Source organism: Micromonospora sp. NPDC050187 (genome assembly GCF_044459745.1).
Classification (GTDB): Bacteria; Actinomycetota; Actinomycetes; order Mycobacteriales; family Micromonosporaceae; genus Micromonospora.
The window spans coordinates 37988-62223 of sequence record NZ_JBITJH010000020.1; the positions used below are offsets into that span (position 1 = coordinate 37988).

General features: G+C 73.2%; 4 protein-coding genes. All 4 read left to right on the top strand.

Annotation, left to right across the window (positions count from 1 at the left end):
• Positions 1-47: 47 nt before the first annotated feature.
• From ACIBJE_RS25250 to ACIBJE_RS25265, 4 genes are read left to right on the top strand one after another with little or no spacing between them, the layout of a single operon-like run.
• Entirely contained in the window at positions 48-7007 is a 6960-nt protein-coding gene (locus ACIBJE_RS25250; protein WP_396752403.1) for a type I polyketide synthase, read from the top strand.
• A complete protein-coding gene (locus ACIBJE_RS25255) occupies positions 7008-12611 on the top strand; it encodes a type I polyketide synthase (RefSeq protein ID WP_396752405.1) in 5604 nt (1867 codons plus the stop codon).
• On the top strand, positions 12608-19177 hold the full coding sequence (locus tag ACIBJE_RS25260; RefSeq protein ID WP_396752407.1) for an SDR family NAD(P)-dependent oxidoreductase: 6570 nt from the start codon (positions 12608-12610) through the stop codon (positions 19175-19177). The genes ACIBJE_RS25255 and ACIBJE_RS25260 overlap by 4 nt, the downstream gene beginning before the upstream one ends.
• Positions 19170-24236, top strand: coding sequence for a beta-ketoacyl synthase N-terminal-like domain-containing protein (locus tag ACIBJE_RS25265; RefSeq protein ID WP_396752409.1), 5067 nt, complete (start codon positions 19170-19172; stop codon positions 24234-24236). Before ACIBJE_RS25260 ends, ACIBJE_RS25265 begins: the two co-directional genes overlap by 8 nt.

Here is a 24236-nt window from a genome sequence, read left to right on the forward strand (position 1 = left end):
GTCCACCAGGAGCAGTAGGCGCACCACGCGAGGAAGGGTTGAGCCGAATGGCGCCCGAGCGCAGTCACCCGTCGGACCCGACACCCCGGTCCGCAGCCGAACCGATCGCCGTGATCGGTCTGAGCTGCCGTTTCCCCGGTGCCGGCGACGCCGACGCCTTCTGGCGTCTGCTCGTCGGCGGCGGGGACGCGATCACCGAGGTACCCCGGGACCGCTGGGACGCCGACGCCCTCTTCGACGCCGACCTCGCCGAGCCCGGGACGACCAACAGCCGCTGGGGCGGCTTCGTCGACGGAGTGGGCCGGTTCGACCCCCACTTCTTCGGCATCTCCCCGGGTGAGGCGGCCAGCATGGACCCGCAACACCGCCTGCTGCTCGAGGTCACCTGGGAGGCGCTGGAACGGGCCGGGGTCGTCCCGGGACGGCTCGCCGGCAGCGCCACCGGCGTCTACGTCGGCATCGGTACCGACGACTACGCCCAGGTCGCCTTCGACGACCCGACCAACCTCAACGCCTACTACGTCACCGGCAACGCGCTCAGCATCGCGGTCAACCGGCTGTCGTACCTGCTCGACCTGCACGGCCCGAGCCTGGCCCTGGACACCGGCTGCTCGTCGTCCCTGGTCGCCGTGCACCTGGCGTGCCAGAGCCTGCGCTCGGGCGAGACCACCGTCGCCCTCGCCGGCGGCGTCAACCTCATGCTCTCGCCGAAGGCCACCATCGGGCTCTCCCAGACCTGGATGATGGCCGCCGACGGGCGCTGCAAGAGCTTCGACGCCGCCGCCGACGGCTACGTCCGGGGCGAGGGCTGCGGGATGGTCGTCCTCAAGCGGCTCGCCGACGCGCGCCGTGACGGCGATCCCGTCCTCGCCGTCATCCGTGGCACCGCCATGAACCAGAACGGACGCGGGGAGGCGCTGACCGCCCCGCACGCCGGCGCCCAGGAGGCCGTCGTCCGCGACGCCCTGCGCGACGCCGGGGTCACCCCCGACCAGGTCGACCTGATCGAGGCACACGGAGTCGGCACCCCGCTCGCCGACGTGGTCGAGGCGACCGCCCTGACCAGCGTGTTCGGCCCGGGACGGGACGCCGAACGGCCGTGCGCGCTCGGCTCGGTCAAGACCAACATCGGCCACCTGGAGATGGCCGCCGGCATCGCCAGCCTGATCAAGGTGGTGCTCACCCTCCAGCACGGGACGATCCCCCCGCACCTGCACCTCGACACGATCAACCCGCAGACCGGGCTGGCCGACGCGCCGTTCGTCCTCCCGGCCACGCCGCTGCCCTGGCCGCCCGCCGCCCGCCCCCGCCTCGCCGGGGTCAACTCGTTCGGCCTCGGCGGCGTCAACGTGCACCTGGTGATCTCCGAACCGCCGGCCGACGTCCCGTCCCTGTCGCCGGTCGAACCCGCCTCCGCCCGGCCGGGCAGCGCCGACGGCGGCAGTGGCGGGCCGCTGGTCCTGCCACTCTCGGCACGGAACGCCGCCGCGCTGCGCGCCCTGGCCGAGCGGTACGTCACCCTGCTGACCACCCCGGACGGCCCCGACCTCACCGCCGTGTGTGCGACCGCCGCCACCGGACGCACCCACTTCGCCCACCGCCTCGCCGTCGTCGCCCCCGACGCGCCGACCGCCGCCGCCCGGCTTGGCGCCTGGCTCGCCGGCACCGCCGACCCCGACGTCCACCACGGCGTCGTCGACCCGGCTGAGGTGGTAGCAGGGGACCCCTCCTCATCAAAAATCGGTAGCAGGGGACCCCTGCAGACAAGCGACGCCGGCGGCCAGGCGGCCTGTTACGTCCGCGGCGACGATCCGATGGGTCCAGGCGTCGGACGGTCGCCCCGGGTGGTCCTGCCGACCTACCCGTTCCAGCGGAAGCGGTACTGGATCGAGTCCCGCCCGGCCGACCGTGCCCAGCGGACGGCGGAGGTGCCGGAGCTGGTCCGGCTGGTCGCCGGGGCTGTCCGGGCCGAGCGTCGGACCCGGCTCGCCGACGCGGTCGCCGACCTGGTGGCCGAGACCCTCGGCACCGAGGACGACACCCCGATCGACCCCCGGCAGGGCTTCTTCGCCCTCGGCATGACCTCCCTGATGGCGGTCGACCTCCAGAACCGGTTGCAGCGGGCGCTCGGCGACACGTACCGACTGCCCCTGACCCTGGTCTTCCAGTACTCGTCGGTCGCCGCCCTGACCGACCACCTCGCCCGCGAGGTGTTCGGGCTGGACACCCCCGTGCCGGCCCGCAGCCTGCCGGCCACCCCCGCTCTCACCGCCGACGCGCTCGCCGCCCTCACCGAGGACGAGGCCCTGTCGCTGCTGCGCCGACACCTTACCGACGCCGATACCGATCTCTCCCCGGTCAAGCAGGCACTGCTGGCCCTCGGCCGGGACAGCACCGCCCGCCCTCCGCTCGCCGAGCCGATCGCGGTGGTGGGTATGGGGTGTCGATTGCCGGGCGGGGTGGATTCGCCGGCGGCGTTCTGGGATCTGCTGTCCGGAGCCGTGGACACCGTCGGTGAGGTGCCGGCGGACCGGTGGGAGGTGGACGGCTTCTTCGATCCGGACCCGGATGCGCCGGGGAAGTCGTACACGCGTGCCGGGCATTTCGTGGCCGGCGTGGACGGGTTCGACGCCGGGTTCTTCGGGGTGTCGCCGCGCGAGGCGGTGAGTCTGGATCCGCAGCAGCGGTTGCTGCTGGAGGTGGCCTGGGAAGCCCTGGAGCACGCCGGACAGGTTCCCGACCAGCTCGCCGGTACCCGTACCGGGGTGTTCGTCGGCCTGATCAGCAACGAGTACATGCAGCTTCAGCTCAAGCTCGGCGATCCTACGATCATCGACACCTACTACGGCACGGGCGGCATCGGCAGCGCGGTCGCCGGGCGGCTGTCGTACCTGCTCGGCCTGCACGGGCCCAGCCTGATGGTCGACACGGCGTGTTCGTCGTCGCTGGTGGCGGTGCACCTGGCGTGCCGGAGCCTGCGGTCGGGCGAGTCGGATCTCGCGCTCGCCGGTGGTGTCAACCTCATGATCATCCCGGAGTCGCACATCTTCCTCTCCCGTGCCCGGGCCTTGTCGGCGGACGGTCGGTGCAGGACGTTCGACGCCGCTGCCGATGGTTACGGGCGGGGTGAGGGTTGTGGTGTCGTGGTGTTGAAGCGGTTGTCGGACGCGCGGCGTGATGGTGACCGGGTGTTGGCGGTGATTCGTGGTTCGGCGGTGAACCATGATGGTCCGAGTAGTGGTCTGACGGTGCCGAACGGTCTGGCGCAGCAGGAACTGATCCGGACGGCGCTCGCCGACGCCGGGGTCGTGCCCGCCGACGTCGACTACGTGGAGGCCCACGGCACCGGTACGCCCCTCGGCGACCCGATCGAGGTCGCCGCGCTCGGCGCGGTGCTCGGCGAACGCCGTACGACCGATCGGCCGCTGCTGCTCGGCTCGGTGAAGGCCAACATCGGGCACCTGGAGGCCGCTGCCGGGGTGGCCGGTCTGATCAAGTCGGTGCTGGCGTTGCAGCACGGGCACCTGCCACCTCAGGTCAACATCACCACCGTCAACCCGCGCATCGCGCTCGCCGAGATCCCGGCCGATATCCCCGTCGCCGGCACGGCCTGGCCCCGCAGCGACCGACCCCGGCTCGCGGGCGTGAGTTCGTTCGGGATGAGCGGGACGAACGCCCACCTGGTCGTCGGAGAGGCACCAGAGCCGTCGGACACGGCGGTTCCGGCCGTGGAGCCCGGCCGTTCGGCGTACGTGTTGCCGTTGTCGGCGCGGGACGCTGCCGCGTTGCGGGTGGTGGCGCAGCGGTACGCCGATCTCCTGAACGCTGGCGACGCTCCCGATCTCGCCTCGGTGTGCGCGGCGGCTGCGGTGACCCGTAGCCACTTCCCCCACCGTCTCGCGGTGGTGGCCACGGATTCGGCTACCGCTGTCGTCCGGTTGCAGAACTGGCTCGCGGGCGAGGAACACCCTTCGGTGACCTACGGTGTGGCACCCACTGGTCGCCGACCGAAGGTTGGCTGGTTGTTCACGGGTCAGGGTGCGCAGTCGGTGGGGATGGCGGGTGTCCTGTACGAGTCGGAGCCGGTGTTCCGGGCCGAGTTGGACCGGTGCGCGGAGTTGCTCGATGGCGAGCTTGAACGGCCGTTGTTGGAGGTGTTGTTCCCGGCCGACGGCACGGATGTGTTGGATCAGACGGGTTTCACGCAGCCGGTGTTGTTCGCGGTGGAGTGGGCTCTCGCCCGCCTGTGGCGGCATTGGGGTGTCGAGCCGGACGTGGTCCTGGGTCACAGCGTCGGTGAGCTGGTCGCCGCGTGTGTGGCGGGGGTGTTTTCGCTGGAGGACGGGCTGCGTCTGGTGGCGGCTCGGGGTCGGTTGATGCAGGCGTTGCCGGCGGGCGGCTCGATGGTGGCGGTGTCGTTGCCGGAGGAGAACGTCCGTCCGCTGCTCGACGGCACCGGCCTTGTCCTCGCGGCGGTGAACAGTCCGGTGGAGACGGTGATCGCCGGTCCGGCTGAGGCGTTGGACGTGGTGCGGGAGAAGTTCACGGCCGACGGGGTGAAGACGACGGCGTTGCATGTGTCGCATGCGTTCCACTCGCCGTTGATGGCGCCGATGATCCCGGTCTTCCGGGAGGTCGCCGGGTCGGTGGTGTTCCGGTTGCCGCAGCGGACGTTGGTGTCGAACGTGACCGGCGCGGTAGTCGGTACCGGCTACGGGTCGGCGGACTATTGGGTGGCGCACGTACTGGCTCCGGTGCGGTTCGCCGACGGGATGCGGGCGGTCCTCGCGCAGGGCTGCGACGTCGTGCAGGAGGTTGGTCCGCATCCGGTCCTGCTGGCCGCCGGTCGGCAGTGTGTGGACGACGACGGTTCGGTGCGGTGGTTGCCGTCGCTGCGGCGGGGCCGGGACGACCGGCAGCAGATGCTCACCGCCGTCGCGGGCCTGTACGCCCAGGGCGTGGAGCTGGACTGGAAGGCGATCACCGACGGCGTTCCCGTCCGGGCGGTGGACCTGCCCACGTACCCCTTCCAACGCCAACGCTACTGGATCGACACGTCCCGCCTGCCCCAGCTGCGGGGGAGCGACGACAGCGACTGGCTCTACCAGGTGGACTGGCGGCCCCAGGAGATCACCGGTGCGGCGGACGAAAGCACTCCCGGCCGCTGGCTGGTCTTCGCGGACGCCGGCGGGGTCGCCGAGTCGGTGGCCGCCGCTCTCCGGGCCCGGGGCGACCGCTGCGAGCTGGTCCACGCCGGTGACGGGTACGCAGCCCTGGCCGACAGCGCCTGGCAGGTGGCACCCGGCCAGCCGGACCACTTCCGCCAGCTCCTCCGGGACACCGGCGCGATCACCGGCGTCGTCCATTTCTGGAGCCTCGACCACGCGCACGCCGTACCCGAGGACCTGCCCGGGGCCCACGAGCGGATCTGCGCCAGCCTGCTGCACCTGGTGCAGGCCGTCGCCCCGCTCGACCTGGCGGTGTCCCCTCGGATCTGGGTCGTCACCAGCGGCACCCAGGCCGTGGCGGGGGAGCCCGGCCCCGCCGCGCCGTGCCAGGTGCCGGTCTGGGGACTGGGCAACGTGATCGGACTGGAGCATCCCACCCTGTGGGGCGGGCTGATCGACCTGGATCCCGAGGCCGACGATCCCGCCGCCGCCGTGGTCGCCAGCATCCGGTCGTCCGGTGGTGAGGACCAGATCGCCTGGCGGGACGGGCGCAGCCACGTCGCGCGGGTCGTCCGGGCCGGATCCGCACCGTCGGACGCCCGCCTGGAGATCAGCGCCGACGGCACCCACCTGGTCACCGGTGGCCTGGGGGCTCTCGGGCTGCTGGTCGCGCGGTGGCTGGTCGACCGGGGCGCACGGCACGTCGTCCTGGTGGGCCGGCGAGGGCCGTCGGAGGCGGCCGACGATACGCTCGGTGCCCTGATTGAGCAGGGCGCGCAGGTGCGTGTGATCCGGGCAGACGTCGGCCGGGCGGACGACGTACGGGCGATCCTCACCGAGATCGAGACGTCGATGCCGCCGCTGCGGAGCGTCTTCCACGCGGCCGGCGTCCTCGACGACGGGGTTCTGCACCAGCAGAGCTGGGACCGGTTCGAGCGGGTCCTCGCACCGAAGGTGACCGGTGCCTGGCACCTGCACCAGCTCACCCGCGAGCTTCCGCTGGACCACTTCGTGCTGTTCTCGTCGATCGCCTCCCTGCTCGGCGCACCCGGTCAGGGCAACTACGCGGCGGCGAACGCCTTCCTGGACGCACTGGCCCACCACCGGCACGCGCTCGGGCTGCCGGCACTGAGCGTCAACTGGGGGGCGTGGGGTGACTCCGGCATGGCCGCCGGGCTGACCGACCGCGACCAGCAACGCTGGACCGCCCGGGGCATCGGCATCATCCCGCCGGAGCGGGGAATGCGGATGCTGGAGCGGATCATGGCGAGGCCGGTGCCGCAGGTCGGGGTCGTACCGGTGGACTGGGCCCGGTACGCCGAGCAGTACCCGCTCGGCGCGGCCCGGCCCCTGCTGGCCGACCTGGTCCGGCGGGAGCCCACCGCGGAGCGGTCGCCGACGGTGCCGGCCGAGGGGCCCCGGCTGCGCGAGCGGTTCGCGGCCATGCCGGACGCAAAACGTCGGACGGCGCTCACCGAGCACGTGACCGGTGAGCTGGCGCGGATCCTCATGCTCGACGAGGCGTCCCTCGACCCGGGCAAGGGGCTGTTCGACCTCGGCATGGACTCGCTGATGGCGCTGGAGTTCAAGAACCGGGTGCAGGCCGCCTTCGGCCACGAGATGCCCACCACGCTGCTGTTCAACTACCCGACGGTCGACGCGGTCGTCGGTTACCTCGACACGGTGCTCTTCGGGGAGCGGCAACCCGAACCCGAGAGTCCACCCCCGACGGACCCGGGTGACGACCTTGAGGCGTTGCTCGACAACCTCGAGCAACTGTCGGACGACGAGATCGACCGGCTGTTCACGAACGGATCGACTGCGGAAGGGCAGGCGTAGATGAGCGAGCTACAGGAGAGGCTGGCCAACCTGCCGCCCAAGCGCCTCGCGCTGCTCGTCCTCGACCTGCAGAAGCGCCTCGAGGCGCAGAAGCGTTCCGCGCCCGAGCCGATCGCGGTGGTCGGTGTGGGCTGTCGTTTCCCGGGTGGGGTGGATTCGCCGGCGGCGTTCTGGGAGGTGCTGTCGGAGGGTGTGGACGCGGTCGGCGAGGTGCCGGCGGACCGGTGGGACGTGGCGGCGTTCTTCGACGCGGATCCGGACGCCCCCGGGAAGATGTACACCCGTGCCGGTCACTTCCTGGCGGGTGTCGACGGGTTCGACGCCGGGTTCTTCGGGGTGTCGCCGCGCGAGGCGGTGAGCCTGGATCCGCAGCAGCGGTTGCTGCTGGAGGTGGCCTGGGCGGCCCTGGAGGACGCCGGGCAGGTGCCGGCCCGCTTGGCGGGTAGCCGTACCGGGGTGTTCGTCGGCATCGGCACCGACGACTACTCGCTGCTGCTGCGCTCCGCCGATCCGGCCACCATGGACGCGTACACCGGCACCGGTAACGCCTTCAGCGTCGCCGCCGGGCGGCTGTCGTACCTGCTGGGGTTGCAGGGACCGAGCATGGCCGTGGACACCGCGTGCTCGTCGTCGTTGGTGGCGGTGCACCTGGCCTGCCGGAGCCTGCGGTCGGGCGAGTCGGATCTCGCGCTTGCCGCCGGGGTCCACCTGGTCCTGACTCCCGAGGGCACCATCTACCTCTCCCGGACGAAGGCGTTGTCGGCGGACGGCCGGTGCAGGACGTTCGACGCCTCCGCCGACGGTTACGGCCGGGGCGAGGGTTGTGGTGTCGTGGTGTTGAAGCGGTTGTCGGACACCCAGCGTGACGGTGACCGGGTGTTGGCGGTGATCCGTGGTTCGGCGGTGAACCACGATGGTCCGAGTAGTGGTCTGACGGTGCCGAACGGTCTGGCGCAGCAGGAACTGATCCGGACGGCGCTCGCCGACGCCGGGGTCGCGCCCGCCGACGTCGACTACGTGGAGGCCCACGGCACGGGCACCTCGCTGGGCGACCCGATCGAGGTCGACGCGTTGGCTGCCGCCCTCGGCAGGGACCGGCCGGCTGATCGTCCGGTGCTGGTGGGTTCGGTGAAGACGAACATCGGGCATCTGGAGGCCGCCGCCGGGATCGCCGGTCTGATCAAGGTGGTGTTGGCGTTGCGGCACGAGCAGGTGCCGTCGCACCTGCACTTCCGTACGCCGAACCCGCACATCCCCTGGGACCGGATCCCGATCGAGGTCGCCACCGGAAACCGGGCGTGGCCACGTGGCGGGAAGCCCCGGGTCGCGGGCGTGAGTTCGTTCGGGATGAGCGGGACGAACGCGCATCTCGTCGTGGCCGAGGCGCCAGCCGTGACGCCGACCGTCGAAGCGCGGATCCCGGACCGTTCGGCGTACGTGCTGCCGATGTCGGCACGCGACGATGCCGCGCTGCGGGCGTTGGCGCAGCGGTACGTCGATCTCCTGACCGGTGCCGACGCTCCCGATCTCGCCTCGGTGTGCGCGGCGGCTGCGGTGACGCGCAGTCACTTCCCGCACCGGCTGGCGGTGGTGGCCCCGGACGCGGCGACGGCGGTGTCCCGGCTGCGGGGCTGGCTGGCCGGTGACGAGGACCGGTCGGTGGCGCACGGTGTGGTGCCGGTGGGTCGCCGTCCCCGGGTGGGGTGGTTGTTCACGGGGCAGGGCGCGCAGTTCGTCGGGATGGCGCGTGTCCTGTACGACTCCGAGCCGGTGTTCCGGGCCGAACTCGACCGGTGCGCGGAGCTGCTGGCGGGGGATCTCGAACGGCCGTTGTTGGAGGTGCTGTTCCCGGCCGACGGCACGGATGTGTTGGATCAGACGGGTTTCACGCAGCCCGTGTTGTTCGCGGTGGAGTGGGCTCTCGCCCGCCTGTGGCGGCACTGGGGTGTCGAGCCGGACGTCGTCCTGGGTCACAGCGTCGGTGAGCTTGTCGCCGCGTGTGTGGCGGGGGTTTTCAGCCTGGAGGACGGGCTGCGTCTGGTGGCGGCCCGGGGTCGGTTGATGCAGGCGTTGCCGGCGGGCGGCTCGATGGTGGCCGTGTCGCTGCCCGAGGAGAACGTCCGTCCGCTGCTGGCCGGCACCGGCCTCGTCGTCGCGGCGGTGAACAGCCCGGTGGAGACGGTGATCGCCGGCCCCGCCGACGTGCTGGACGCAGTGCGGGGCAGATTCACGGCCGACGGGGTGAAGACGTCCGTGCTGCACGTCTCGCACGCCTTCCACTCGCCGATGATGGCACCGATGATCCCGGCGTTCCGTGAGACGGCCGAGGAGATCAGCCCGCAGGATCCGCAGTGCACGGTCGTGTCGAACGTGACCGGCACGGTGGCCGACACCGGCTACGGGACGGCCGACTACTGGATCGAGCACGTGTCCGCTCCGGTGCGGTTCGCCGACGGGATGCGGGCGGTCCTCGCACAGGGGTGCGACGTCGTGCAGGAGATCGGCCCGCACCCGGTGCTGCTGGCTGCCGGTCGGCAGTGCGTGGACGACGACACCGCCGTGCGGTGGTTGCCGTCGTTACGGCGGGGCCGGGACGACCGGCAGCAACTGCTCACCGCCGTCGCGAGCCTGTACGCGCAGGGCGTGGACCTGGACTGGAAGGCGATCACCGACGGGATTCCCGTCCGGGCGGTGGACCTGCCCACGTACCCCTTCCAGCGCCAGCGCTACTGGTCGCCGGCTGCTTCCCGCCGGCCCCGGCACCTTCCTACCGGACATGACCACCCGCTGCTCGGGCGGAACCTCTCGTCGCCCGCGCTCACCGGCACGGTCTACGAGACGGTGCTCAACCGGCTGTCACACCCGCTCCTCACCGAGCACCGCATCTACGACCAGATCGTGGTGCCCGGCGCCCACCACCTGGTGATGCTCGCCGCCGCCGCCGAGGGCCGGAACGTCGCCCCGGCCCTGACGGACGTCGTCTTCCCGCAGCCGATGCTGCTCGGCGCGGAGGAGGACCGGGTCGTGCAGGTCGTCCTCGCCGCGTCCGCCGACCAGGACGGGCCGGTCCAGCTGGTCAGTCGGAGCGCCGACGAACAGACGTGGACGACCCACGCCACCGGCACCCTGAGCGAGGCGCCGCAGGTCGACGTGGAACCGCACGAGACGCCCACGGCGATCCGGGAGCGGTGCGCACCCGACCCGGACTACGTCGACTGGTTCTACGACACGGGTTGGCGGGACGGCCTCGAACTGGAGTCCGGCTTCCGGTGGCAGAGCCGGATCTGGCGACGCGACGGCGAGGCCCTGTGCCAGATGCGCGCGGTGCGGGACACCGACCGCCACGAGCGGTACGTCCTCCACCCGGGCCTGGTCGACGCCAGCTTCCAGATCGTCGGCGCGACCCTGCCGACCGCCGGACGCGAATTCACCGTGTACGTGCCGCTCGGCGTGGACCGGTTCCGGTTGCACCGCACCGTCGAGGGGCAACTCTGGGGCCACGCCCGACTGCGACCCGGCAGCGACCCGAACGACGAGACCCTCACCGCCGACGTCCGGCTGGTCGCCGACGACGGTCGCCTCGTCGCCGAGTCGTACGGGCTGCGCCTGAAGCGGGCCGAACGGTCGGCTCTCCTGCGCGCCGGCCAGTCCCGCGACACCGGGCTGTTCCACGAGGTGGTCTGGCGACCCGCGCCGTTGCCGGCTCCCGCAGCGGACGCCCCGGGCCGTTGGCTGGTCTGCGCCGACCGGCCCGGTGTCGGGGCGGCTCTGGCGGAGCGACTCCGTGGTCGTGGGCAGGAGGTCGTCCTCGCCCACCCGGGTCCGTCCTCGGCGGCCCTGGACGACGGGACCTGGCAGTTCGACCCGGCCGACCCGACCCGGCTCACGGCGCTACTGGGCACGGTCACCGCCGACCGGGCCGTCCCCTTCCGGGGCGCGGTGCTGCTGTGCGGGCCCGGTACGGGCGGGGTCGAGCCGCGACTGTCCGACCTCACGGTCGATCAGGAGTCGACGCTGCGTACCGCGCTGCGCCTCCTGCGGGGACTGGCGGCCCTGGAGAGCAGCGGTGCTCCACCGAAGCTCCACGTGGTCACCCGGGGGGCGTGTGCGACCACCGCCGCGTCGCCCGTGGCGGTGGCGCAGACACCGCTCTGGGGTCTGGGCAACGTCATCGAACTGGAACACCCCGAACTGTGGGGCGGACAGGTCGACCTGGATCCGGCCGCCACCGACGCGGACGCGGCGACCGCCCTGCTCGATGAACTCCTCGCCCCGCCGACCGGGGACCGGGTCGCCGTACGGGGACCGGAGCGGTTGGTCGCCCGACTCGTAGCGCAGCAGAGCACGGCCTCGGCCGAGGCGACGGTGCCGCTCGACGCCGACGCGACGTACCTGGTCACGGGTGGTCTGGGCGCGCTCGGCCTGACCGTCGCGCGCTGGCTGGTGGCGCGCGGTGCCCGGCATCTGGTCCTCGTCGGTCGACGCGAGCCCACCGGCGAGGTCGTGGCCGCGCTCGACGGGCTGCGGGAGTCGGGTGCCGAGATCACCGTCGCGTCGGCCGACGTCGCCCGACCGGACGACGTGGCGCGGATGGTCGCGGCGGTCCCGACCGACCGGCCCCTGCGCGGCGTGGTGCACGCGGCCGGCGTCCTGGCCGACGGCGTGCTGCTCCAGCAGCCCTGGGCGGACTTCGTCCGGGTGCTGACGCCCAAGGTCGACGGCGGGTGGAACCTGCACCGGGCCACCCGGGACCTGCCGCTCGACTTCTTCGTGCTGTTCTCGTCGGCGGCCTCCCTGCTCGGCTCCACCGGGCAGGCCAACTACGCGGCAGCCAACGCGTTCCTCGACGGGTTGGCCCACCACCGCCGGTCACAGGGCCTGCCGGCCGTCAGCGTCAACTGGGGGCCGTGGACCGAGGCCGGCATGGCGGCCCGCGCCGGCCAGGCCCAGGGACGGTGGGCCGCCCAGGGCATCGGCGGGATCACCCCCGAGCAGGGCATCGAGGCGCTGGACCGGATCCTGCGCGCCGACCCGGTCCAGGTCGGCGTCCTGCCGGTCACCTGGTCGACGTACCTGCGGCGGTTCGCGCCCGACGACACACCGGCGCTGCTGCGGGAACTGGCCCGCACGACGCGTGTCCCGAAGCAGCGTACGGCCGCGTCGCCGCCGGCGGACCGGCTGCCCGACCGGCTCGCCGCGACCCCGCCGCAGGACCGCCTCGATCTGCTCCGCCGGCACGTACACGACCAGGTGGTGGCGGTGCTCGGCCTGCCGGCGGCGTACCACCTGGAGCCCCGGCAGAGGTTCTTCGAGATCGGCCTCGACTCGTTGATGGCGATCGAACTGAAGAACACGTTGCAGGGTCAGCTCGGGCGGCCGCTGCCCTCGACGGTGGTCTTCGAGTACCCGACCGTCGAGGCCCTCACCGACTACCTGGCCCGGGACGTCCTCGCCCTGGAACTGGACGTGGCGGAGGAACCGGCACCGGAGTCGTCCCCCCGGTCCTCGGGAACCATCGAGCGCCTCAAGGACCTCTCCGAGGACGCCCTGGAAGACCTGTTGGCGAAGAAGCTCGCATCTCTTGCTCAGCGGAGAAGGAAATGACCGAAGACCCGACGCGCGGCGAACAGTCCGCGCTCCTGCGTGCGTTCGTCGCCATCGAGGAACTGGAAGCCGAGCTGGACGAGGTCCGGCGGGCCCAGCACGAACCGATCGCCGTCATCGGCGCGAGCTGTCGCTTCCCGGGTGGCGGTGACGGCCTGGCCGCCTTCTGGCGGGTACTGCGCGACGGCGTGGACGCGGCCGGCGAGGTGCCCCCGGAGCGCTGGGACCTGACCGACTTCTACCACCCGGACCCGGACCGGCCCGGCCGCATGTACACCCGCGAGGGGCACTTCGTCGACGGGATCGACCAGTTCGACCCGGCCTTCTTCGGCATCGCCCCGCGCGAGGCCGCCAGCCTCGACCCGCAGCAGCGGATGCTGCTGGAGGTGTCCTGGGAGGCACTCGAACACGCTGGTCAGGTGCCGGACCGTCTGGTCGGCACGCCGACCGGGGTCTTCGTCGGCATCATGACCAACGACTACCTCCAGTTGCAGACCGGTGCCGGGGATCCCACCCAGCTCGACCTGTACGCCGGCACCGGCAACGACCTCAGCTTCCCGGCCGGGCGACTGTCGTACCTGCTGGGGTTGCAGGGGCCGAGCATGGCGGTCACCACCGCGTGCTCGTCGTCGCTGGTGGCGCTGCACCTGGCGACCCGGAGCCTGCGCGCGGGCGAGACCGACCTGGCCCTGGTCGGCGGAGTCAACGCGATGCTCGCCCCGGACGCGTTCGTCACCCTGTCGAAGATGAAGGCGCTCGCCGTGGACGGCCGCTGCAAGACCTTCGACGCCTCCGCCGACGGTTACGGCCGGGGCGAGGGCTGCGGCGTGGTGGTGCTGAAGCGGTTGTCGGACGCCCAGCGGGACGGTGACCAGGTGCTCGCGGTCGTCCGGGGCACCGCCGTGAACCACGACGGCCCGAGCGGCGGCCTCACCGTCCCGAACGGCCTGGCGCAGCAGGACCTGATCCGGGCGGCCCTCGCCGACGCCGGCGTCGAGCCGGGTGACGTCGACTACGTCGAGGCGCACGGCACGGGCACCTCGCTGGGCGACCCGATCGAGGTACGCGCTCTCGCCTCGGTGCTCGGCCGGGACCGGCCGGCGGATCGTCCGCTGCTGGTGGGTTCGGTGAAGACGAACATCGGGCACCTGGAGGCCGCTGCCGGGATGGCGGGCTTGATCAAGCTGGTGTTGGCGTTGCGGCACGAGCAGGTGCCGTCGCACCTGCACTTCCGTACGCCGAATCCGCACATCGACTGGGACGGTCTCCCCATCCAGGTCCCGGTCGCCCCGACCCCGTGGCCTCGTGGCGAGCGGCCCCGCGTCGCCGGTCTCAGTTCCTTCGGCATGAGCGGGACCAACGCCCACATCATCGTCGGTGAGGCACCGGAGCCGGTCGCGGCGGAGGTTCCGGGTCGCTCGGCGTACGTGTTGCCGATGTCGGCGCGGGACGATGCCGCGTTGCGGGTGGTGGCGCAGCGGTACGTGGACCTGTTGGACGGTGCCGGTGCTCCGGATCTCGGGTTGGTGTGTGCGGCGGCTGCGGTGACCCGGAGTCACTTCCCGCACCGGCTGGCGGTGGTGGCCCCGGACGCGGCGACGGCGGTGTCCCGGCTGCGGGGTTGGCTGGCCGGTGACGAGGACCGGTCGGTCGTCCATGGCGTGGTGCCCGCTGGCCGTCGAGCCAAGGTCGGCTGGTTGTTCACGGGTCAGGGTGCGCAGTCGGTGGGGATGGCGCGCGTCCTGTACGAGTCGGAGCCGGTGTTCCGGGCCGAACTCGACCGGTGTGCGGAGCTGCTGGCGGGTGACCTCCACCGGCCGTTGCTGGACGTCCTCTTCCCGTCCGACGGCACCGACGTGATCGATCAGACCGGCTTCACGCAGCCGGTGTTGTTCGCGGTGGAGTGGGCTCTCGCGGCGTTGTGGCGGCACTGGGGTGTCGAGCCGGACGTGCTGCTGGGACACAGCGTCGGTGAGCTTGTCGCCGCGTGTGTGGCCGGGGTGTTCTCCCTGGAGGACGGGCTGCGTCTGGTCGCGGCTCGCGGCCGGTTGATGCAGGCCCTCCCAGCGGGTGGGTCGATGGTGGCCGTGTCGCTGCCGGAGGAGAAGATCCGTCCGTTCCTGGGTGGCACCGGTCTCGTCGTGGCGGCGGTGAACAGTCCGGCCGAAACGGTGATCGCCGGCCCGACCGACGCGCTGGACGCCGTTCGGGAGAAGTTCACGGCCGACGGGGTGAAGACGACGGCGTTGCACGTCTCGCATGCGTTCCACTCGCCGTTAATGGCGCCGATGCTTCCCGCCTTTGCGGAGGTCGCCGGGTCGGTGGTGTTCCGGGGGCCGCAGCGGACGTTGGTGTCGAACGTGACGGGTGCGGTGGTCGGGGAGCGGGCCGCGTCTGCGGGCTACTGGGTGGAGCACGTGTCGGCTCCGGTGCGGTTCGCCGACGGGATGCGGGCGGTTCTCGCGCAGGGCTGCGATGTCGTGCAGGAGATCGGTCCGCATCCGGTCCTGTTGGCTGCCGGCCGGCAGTGTGTGGACGACGACACCTCGGTGCGGTGGTTGCCGTCGTTGCGGCGGGGTCGGGACGACCGGCAGCAACTGCTGACCGTCGTCGCCAGCTTGTACGCCCAGGGCGTGGACCTGGACTGGAAGGCGATCACCGACGGCGTTCCCGCCCGGGCGGTGGACCTGCCCACGTACCCCTTCCAACGCCAACGCTACTGGTCGGCGCCCGCGCCGGGCAGCCAGAGCCGTCGCCGGTCGGGCGGCCATCCACTACTCGGGCAGCGGCTGCGGGCGCCCTCGTTGCGGGACACGGTTTTCGAGGCACCCCTGAGCGCGGCGACCTACCCGCTCCTGGCCGAGCACCGGCTGCACGACCAACTCGTGGTGCCGGGCGCGCACCACGTGGCGATGCTCCTGGCGGCGGGAGTCGAGAACGGCACCCCCGCCCCCGGCCTGCGGGACGTCCTGTTCGCCCAGCCACTGGCGCTGCCGGACACGGGGGAGCGTCCGGTGCAGACGGTCCTGACGGCGGCGGACGGCACGGCCCGCCTGGTCACCTTCGACGACCCGGACTGGACGGAGTACGTCACCGCCCGACTCGACCCGGACGGCGCACCGGGACAGCCGCCGGCAGACCTGGACGGGATGACGGCGCGCTGCGACCGGTCCCTCGACGACCTCGACACCTTCTACCTCCGGGTCACCGACGCCGGGCTGGACCTCGGGCCGAGCTTCCGTTGGCTCGACCGGGTCCGCACCGGCGACGGAGTGGCGGTGAGCGGCATCCGGGTGCCCGGACAGCTCGACCCGACCGTGCCGTACCCGGTGCATCCCGGTCTGCTGGACGCCTGCTTCCAACTGCTGGGCCTGACCCGGCCGCAGCCGGAGGACGGCCTGGCGATCCACGTCCCGTTCCGGGTGGAGCGGCTGCGGGCCGTCCCGTCCACCGATCCGGAGCTGCGGGCGTACGCCTGGAGCAGCGGATCCACCACCGGAGAGGTCGTCGGGGACGTCATGGTGGTCGACCGCGCCGGCCGGCTGGTCGTGGAACTGCGCGGCCTGCGGCTGCGGCACGTCGACCCGGCGGCGCTGCGCCGTGCGCCGGCCCGGAGCGACCTGCGCTACGAGATCACCTGGCCGGTCGCCGGGCTGACCGGGACCGTCGAGGCTCCCGCCGGGGCGGGTGCCTGGCTGGTCTTCGCCGACGCGGACGGTCTCGGCCGGGAACTGTCGGCGCGGCTGACCGCCGAGGGCCACACCTGCACCCTCGTCCGGCCCGGTACGGCGTTCGCCCGGGACGACGCGCGGTCGTACCGGATCGACCCGGCTCGCCCGGAGGACGTCACCCGGCTGCTCGACGCGGTCGGCACCGTCGACTGGCAGGGCGTGCTGCACCTGTGGGCGCTGGACACGCCGGCCGACCCCGACGCCGATCTGGTGGCCCTCCAGGACGCCCAGCGGACCACGCTCCGCAGCACCCTGCACCTGGTCCGGGCCCTGGCGACCCGCAGCCGGTCGCCCCGGACGTACCTGGTGACCCGGGGGGCCCAGGCGGTCAGCGAGCCGGGCGGGCCGCTGGCGCTGGCGCAGGCCCCGCTGTGGGGCCTGGCCGGCGCGGTGGCGCTGGAACACCCCGAGCTGCGCTGCACCAGGATCGACCTCGACCCGGCCGGCGACACCGCCGCCGACGTGGCGTTCCTCGCCACCGAGCTGCGGGCCGACGGGCGGGACGACCAGGTCGCCCGGCGGGGCGGCCAGCGGCACGTGGCCCGCCTGGCCCGCTGCGCGGCGGACGACGGCGGCCGGCCGTTGGCGCTGCCCAGCGTCGAGTCGTTCCGGCTCGACGTGGCGACCCCCGGGGTGCTGGACCATCTGGTGTTCCGGCCGGTGGCCCGGCAGGCACCGGCGGCCGGCCAGGTGGAGCTGCGGGTCCGGGCGACCGGACTGAACTTCCGCGACGTGCTCAACGCGCTCGGCATGTACCCGGGTGAGGCGGGACCGCTCGGCCTGGAATGCGTCGGCGAGGTGGTGGCGCTCGGCGCGGACGTCCCCGGCCTGACGGTGGGGGACCGGGTGGTGGCATTGGCCCCGGCGAGCTTCGGCAGCTTCGTGACCGTTGACGCCGACCTGGTGGCCCCGCTGCCGGCAGCGGTCGGAGACGCCGACGGGGCGACGATCCCGGTGACCTTCCTGACCGCCCTGTACGCCCTGGAGCACATCGCCCGGCTCGGCCCCGGGCAGCGGGTGCTGATCCACGCCGCGGCCGGCGGGGTGGGCCTGGCCGCGGTGCAGCTCGCCCAGGCCGCCGGTGCCGAGGTGTACGCGACGGCGAGCCCCGCCAAGTGGCCGGTGCTGCGACGGATGGGAGTCCGGCACCTGTCGAACTCGCGGACCCTGGCGTTCGCCGACGAGATCCGCGAGTGGACCGGCGGTGCCGGGGTCGACGTGGTCCTCAACTCGCTGACCGGGGACTTCATCGTCGAGAGCCTGCGCCTGCTCCGCCCCGGCGGGCGGTTCGTCGAGATCGGTAAGCGGGAGATCTGGTCGGCCGACCAGGTGACCCGGCTCCGGGACGACGTCACCTACACCGCCTTCGACCTGGTGGAGCTGTCCCGGGACGAGCCGGCGACGGTCCGCACCCTGCTGGACGAGCTGATGCGACGGTTCGCCGCCGGCACGCTCCAGCCGCTGCCGTGCCGGGTGTTCGGGCTGACCCGGGCGGTCGACGCGTTCCGGCACATGGCGCAGGCCCGGCACGTCGGCAAGATCGTCGTCAGCCACGACGACTCCGCCGGGTCGCCGGAGGCCGACGACCTGGTCCGCGCCGACGGGACGTACCTGATCACGGGTGGTCTGGGCGGGCTCGGCCTGCACGTGGCGCGCTGGCTGGTCGACCGGGGCGCCGGCACCCTGGTGCTGGTGGGCCGCAGCGGCGTCACCGACGCCAACCGGGCGGACGTGGCGGCGCTGCGCGACGCCGGTGCCCGGGTCGAGGTGGTCCGCGCCGACATCGCCCGCCCGGACGAGGTGACCCGGCTGGTCGGCGAGGTCACCGCGACCCTGCCGCCGCTGCGCGGGGTCGTCCACGCGGCCGGCGTGCTGGACGACGGCATCCTGCTCCAGCAGGAGTGGCCGCGCTTCGAGCGGGTGCTCGGGCCGAAGCTCGCCGGGGCGTGGAACCTGCACCACGCCACCCGCGGCCTCGACCTGGACTTCTTCGTGCTGTTCTCGTCGGTCGCCTCGATGCTCGGCTCCGCCGGGCAGGGCAACTATGCGGCCGGCAACGCCTTCCTCGACCTGCTGGCCGCCGAGCGGCGTCGGCAGGGACTGCCGGGATTGAGCGTGAACTGGGGTCCGTGGCGGGGCGCGGGCATGGCCGCCGGCGTCGACGACGACCGGCAGTGGGCGCTGCGCGGCATGGGCCTGATCGAGCCGGAGCGGGGTGTCGCCGAGCTGGCGGCGGCCCTCGGCCAACCCCGGGCGCAGGTGGGCGTCGTCGCCGTCGAGTGGGGCGCCTACCTGCGGCAGTACCCGACCGGGCTGCGGCCCCCGCTGCTCGACGACCTGGCTGCGGGCACGGCGGACGCGGGGGCTCCGGCGGTGGACGGAGCCGACCACCGGGCGCTGCTGACGCTGCTGGCCGAGGCGGCCCCCGACGACCGGCACGACCTGATCGTGGGGCACGTACGGGACCTGGCGGCCCGGGTGCTCGGCCTGACTGCCGCGCACACTCTGGACACTCATCGCCCGCTCAACGAACTCGGCCTGGACTCGCTGATGGCGGTGGAACTGCGCAACGCGCTCAGCCTCAGCGTCGATCGGTCGCTGCCCGCGACGGTGCTCTTCGACTACCCGACCGTCGAGGCGCTGGCCGGATTCGTCGCCGGGGAACTCGAACCCACCGAACCGGCCGGCCCACCCCCGGCCCGGACGGCGGCACCGGCCGTCGACACGGATCGGGACGCCTGGCTGGCGGAGATCGAACAGCTCTCCGACGCCGAGGTCGAAGCCCTCCTGGAGCAGGAACTCTCCCAGTCACGGAACAGGAACGACCATGAGTGACAGCGCCGCCCGTACGGACCATCTGACCCCGCTGCAACGGGCGCTGCTCGGCATCCGCGAACTGCGCGCCCAGCTCGCCGAGGTGGAGCGCGCGAAGACCGAGCCGATCGCGGTCATCGGCATGGGTTGCCGGCTGCCCGGCGGCGCGAACGACCCCGAGTCGTTCTGGCGGTTGCTGCGCGACGGCCGGGACGTGATCCGGGAGATGCCCGCCGACCGGTGGGACACCGACGCGTACTTCGACCCGGACCCGGAGGCGCCCGGGAAGATGAGCACCCGCTGGGGTGGTTTCCTCGACGGGATCGACGGCTTCGACCCGGCGTTCTTCGGCATCTCGCCGTGGGAGGCGGCGAACATGGACCCCCAGCAGCGGCTGATGCTGGAGGTGGCGCAGGAGGCGTTCGACGATGCCGGCCAGGTGCGCGACCAGTTGCGCGGCAGCCGCACCGGCGTGTTCGTCGGCCTGGCGCACAGCGAGTACGGCTGGCTGAACTTCAACAACCCCGACCTGGCGAACGTCTACACCGCGACCGGCTCGTTCGGCTCCATCGTGGCGAACCGGTTGTCGTACGTCTACGACCTGCGCGGCCCCAGCTACACCATGGACGCGGTCTGCTCGTCGTCGCTGCTGGCCGTGCACCAGGCGTGCGAGAGCCTGCGCAGCGGCGACTGCACGATGGCCCTGGCCGGCGGCGCCGGGTTGTTCCTCAAGCCGGAGGGCTTCGTCTGGTTCACCAAGCTCGGCGTGATGTCACCGGACGGCCGGTGCAAGGCGTTCGACGCCCGGGGCGACGGCATCGTGCTCGGCGAGGGCGTGGCGGCGGTGGTGCTCAAGACGCTGTCCCGGGCGATCGAGGACGGCGACCCCATCTACGCGGTGCTGCGCGGTAGCGCGGTCGTGCAGGACGGCCGCAGCAACGGCCTGACCGCGCCGAGCCGGCTGTCGCAGGAGGCGATGCTGCGCGAGGCGTACGAGCGGGCCGGCGTGGACCCGGCAGCGGTGCAGTACGTCGAGGCGCACGGCACCGGCACCATCCTCGGCGACCCGATCGAGGCGCAGGCGCTCGGCACGGTCCTCGGGTCCCGGCGGGACGGCGACCGCCCGTTGATGATCGGCTCGGTCAAGACCAACATCGGCCACCTCCAGATGGTCGGTGGCCTGGCCGGGCTGATCAAGGTGGTGCTGGCGATGAAGCACCGGCAGCTGCCGGCCAGCCTGCACTACACCGAGGGCAACCCGCACATCCCCTTCGACGACTACCGCCTGCGGGTGCAGGACGCCCCGGGCCCGTGGCCGTACGACGGGCCGCTGCTGGCCGGGGTCACCTCGCTCAGCTTCGGCGGCACCAACGTGCACGTGGTCGTCGAGGAACCGCCTGCGCCGGCCGCCGCCCCGACGCTGGGGGACGACGACCGGGCCCGGCTGCTGCCGCTGTCGGCCCACACCCCGGCCGCGCTGCGCGACCTGGCCGGCGCGGTGGGGGTCGTCGCCGCCGACCCGACCGTCGACCTCGACGACCTCTGCCACACCGCGAGCCTGCGCCGCACCCCGTACGACGACCGGCTCGCGGTCAGTTTCACCTCCCGTGGCGACCTGGTGGGCAAGCTGGCCGCGTTCTCCGGCGGCGCGGTGCGGCCCGGCCTGTCCACCGGCGACAAGTCGCAGCACGTCCGCCGTCGGCTGGTCTTCGTCTTCCCCGGGCAGGGCGGCCAGTGGGTCGGCATGGGCCGGCGGCTGCTGGACACCGAGCCGGTCTTCCGGCAGGCCATCGAGGAGTGCGCCGCCGCACTGGCGCCGTACGTGTCGTGGTCGCTGCTGGACGAGCTGCGCGCCGACGAGGCGACCTCGCAGCTCGACCAGATCGACGTGGTGCAGCCGATGACCTGGGCGGTCCAGGTGGCCCTGGCCGCGCTCTGGCGGTCCTGGGGGATCGTGCCGGACGCGGTGGTCGGGCACTCGATGGGCGAGGTCGCGGCGGCGCACGTCGCGGGCACGCTCAGCCTCGACGACGCGGCCCGGGTGATCTGCCGGCGTAGCTGGCTGGTCCGGCGGATCCGGGGCCGGGGCACGATGGCCGTGGTGGAACTGCCGCTGGACGAGGCGCGGGCCGCCATCGCCGGCCTGGAGGAGCAGCTCGCCATCGCGGTCAGCAACAGCCCCACCTCCACCGTCCTCTCCGGCGACACCACGGCCGTCGAGACGGTGCTGAAGACGCTCACTGAACGGGACGTGTTCTGCCGCCAGGTGAAGGTGGACTTCGCCTCGCACAGCCCGCAGGTGGACGAGCTGCGTGACGACCTGCTCGCCGAGCTGCGCGACGTGCGGCCCCGCGAGTCGACGGTGCCGATCCACTCCACGGTCACCGGCCGGCCCACCGGCGGGCGGGAGTTCACCGCCGACTATTGGGCCGACAACCTGCGCGAGCCGGTGCTCTTCGCCACCGTGCTCGGGCGGTTGTTGGAGAGCGCGCCGACGGCGGTCATCGAGATCAGTCCGCACCCGATCCTGCTGCCCTCGGTCGAGCAGTGCGCGCGGCACGCCGACCGGCCGGTGGCGGCGCTGCCCTCGTTGCGGCGCGACGAGGACGAGCGGGCCGTGCTGCTGGGCACCCTCGGCGCGCTCTGGGCGCTCGGCCACCGGGTGGACTGGCGTCGCCAGCACCCGGCCGACCGGCCGGTGCTGCGCCTGCCGTACTACCCCTGGCAGCGACAGCGCTGCTGGCTGGAGTTCGCCCCGACCGGTACGACGGCGGCCGGCCCGACGACAGCGACGGCGGCCGGTCCGGCGGGAGCCGCGCCGGCCAACCCGACCGGAGCCGGCGTGCCGGCCGCTGCCGAGCGGTACTTCCGGGCCGCCGCGCCCGGTGGCGAGCACTTCTGGGAGCTGCCCGTCGACCGGTCCGCCTGGCCGGACCTCGACGGCCAGCCGGCCGTGCCCGAGGCGGTCCACCTGGACCTGGCGCTCACCGCCGCCACCTCCCTCGCCGGAGCGCCGGCCTGCGCGCTGACCGATGTGACGTTCGAGGCGACCCTCGCGGGGGAGGGGAACCTCGTCCAGGTTGCGGTCACCGGCCCGCGGGACGGCACCGCCGGTTGGGAGGTGTTCGGCCGACCCGCCGGAGCCGACGGGCCGTGGACCCGGCACGCCCGCGGCGCCCTGCGTACCGTCCCCGCCGCCGGGCGGCCGTACCTGCTGGCGCAGGAGACCCCGGACGCGATCCGGCAGCGGTGCGCCACCGACGTGCCGGGCAGCGCGTACCGGAACAGCCGGGTCGCGGCGGGGCTGCCCGACACCGCCGGCGCGCGTACCGTGCGGCGGCTGTGGCGGCGCGACGGTGAGCTGCTGGCGCTGCTCGCCGCCCCGGCGGCCGATGGTGGGTCGCCACTGGACTGGCGGCTGCTGGACGGCGTGTTCGACCTGCTGCCGGTCGTCGCGCCGGACCCAACCGCCGCCACCGCCGGATACCGGCCCACGGTGGTCGAGCGGCTGCGCGTGCACCGGCGGGCGACCGGTGAGCTGTGGGCGCACGTCCAGCTCCGCGCGGTCGGCGACGACACGCTCACCGGTGACGTGCGGCTCCTCGACGCCGAGCTGCGTCCGGTCGCCGAGGTGACCGGTCTGCGGTCCACGCTCGGCGTACGCGCCGACGCCCCGGCGGGCGCGCTCACCCCGGCGGTGTCCATGGCCGCCGTGCCCCGGCTCCGCGCCGCCCTGCCCGGCGGACCGGTCGACGTCAGCGCCCCGCCCGGCGCGACGGGTGGAGCGGGGACGAGCCCGGAATCCACCGACCTCGACGCCGCCACGGTGCCACCGACCAGCCGGGCCGTGCTGCTGACCGTCGCTCCCGCCCGGCGACAGACGGTCCTCACCGGCTACCTGCGGGAGCAGATCGCGGCGGTGCTGGGACTCCAGCCGCAGCAGCTCGAGGTGGACCAACCCCTGCTGGGGCTCGGCCTCAACTCGTTGATGGTCTTCGAGCTGCGCAACCGTCTCCGCGTCATGTACGGCACGCAGATCCCCGCCCAGGAGTTCCTCTCCGGGATCACCGTCGAGCAGATCGTCGGCCACGTCCTGGCCCAGGTCGACGGCCCGGCTCCGGCTACTGCCGGCCCGGCTCCCGCCACCGGCGGCCCGGCTCCGGCCGTCGCCCGGTCACCGGATCCGGCCGCCGGCCCGGCTGTCCCGCAGTCGGCGCCGGTGCCCCGACCGGTGGTGTCGCGCCGGTCGACCGGATCGGCCCGGCCGGCCGTCGAGGTCAGCGCCGACCCCGCCGACTGGCTGGTCCGGGGCCTCCCGGACCCGGACGCCCGACTGCGACTGTTCTGCCTGCCGTACGCGGGCGGCAACGCGGCGCTGTTCCGCACCTGGCCCGGCGAGCTGCCCGATGGGGTGGACGTGTGCCCGATCCAGCTCCCCGGCCGGGAGCAGCGGCACCGGGAACCGGCGTTCACCCGGATGTCCGAGCTGGTCCAGACGCTCGGCGCGGTGCTGCGGCCGTACCTCGACCGGCCGTTCGCGCTGTTCGGGCACAGCATGGGCGGCCTGGTCGCGTACGAGTGGACCCGGCACCTGCGGCGGCGGGAGCTGCCCGCCCCGACCCACCTGTACGTCTCGGCGGCCCGCGCCCCGCACCTGCCCGACCTGGAACCGCCGCTGCACCGGCTGCCGGAGGCCCGGCTGATCGAAAAGCTGCGGGCGATGGACGGCACCCCGGAGGAGATGCTGGGCGACCCGGAGACGATCGCGTTGTACCTGCCGGTGCTGCGCGCCGACTTCGCCATGGTGGAGACCCGCATCCACCAGACCGAGCCGCCGCTGGACGTCCCGCTGACCGTCTTCGGCGGCGAGCGGGACGACAAGGTCACCGAGGAACAGCTCGCCGCCTGGCGCGACCAGACCACGGCCGGGTTCGCCCTGGAGATGCTTCCCGGCGACCACTTCTTCGTCCAGCGGGAGCGCGCCGGAGTGTTGGCCGCGCTCTCCGCACGACTCACGCACGACCTGGCGCGGCGCGACACGCCGCACGCCTCCGTTCCCACCGACAACCGCATTTCCTAG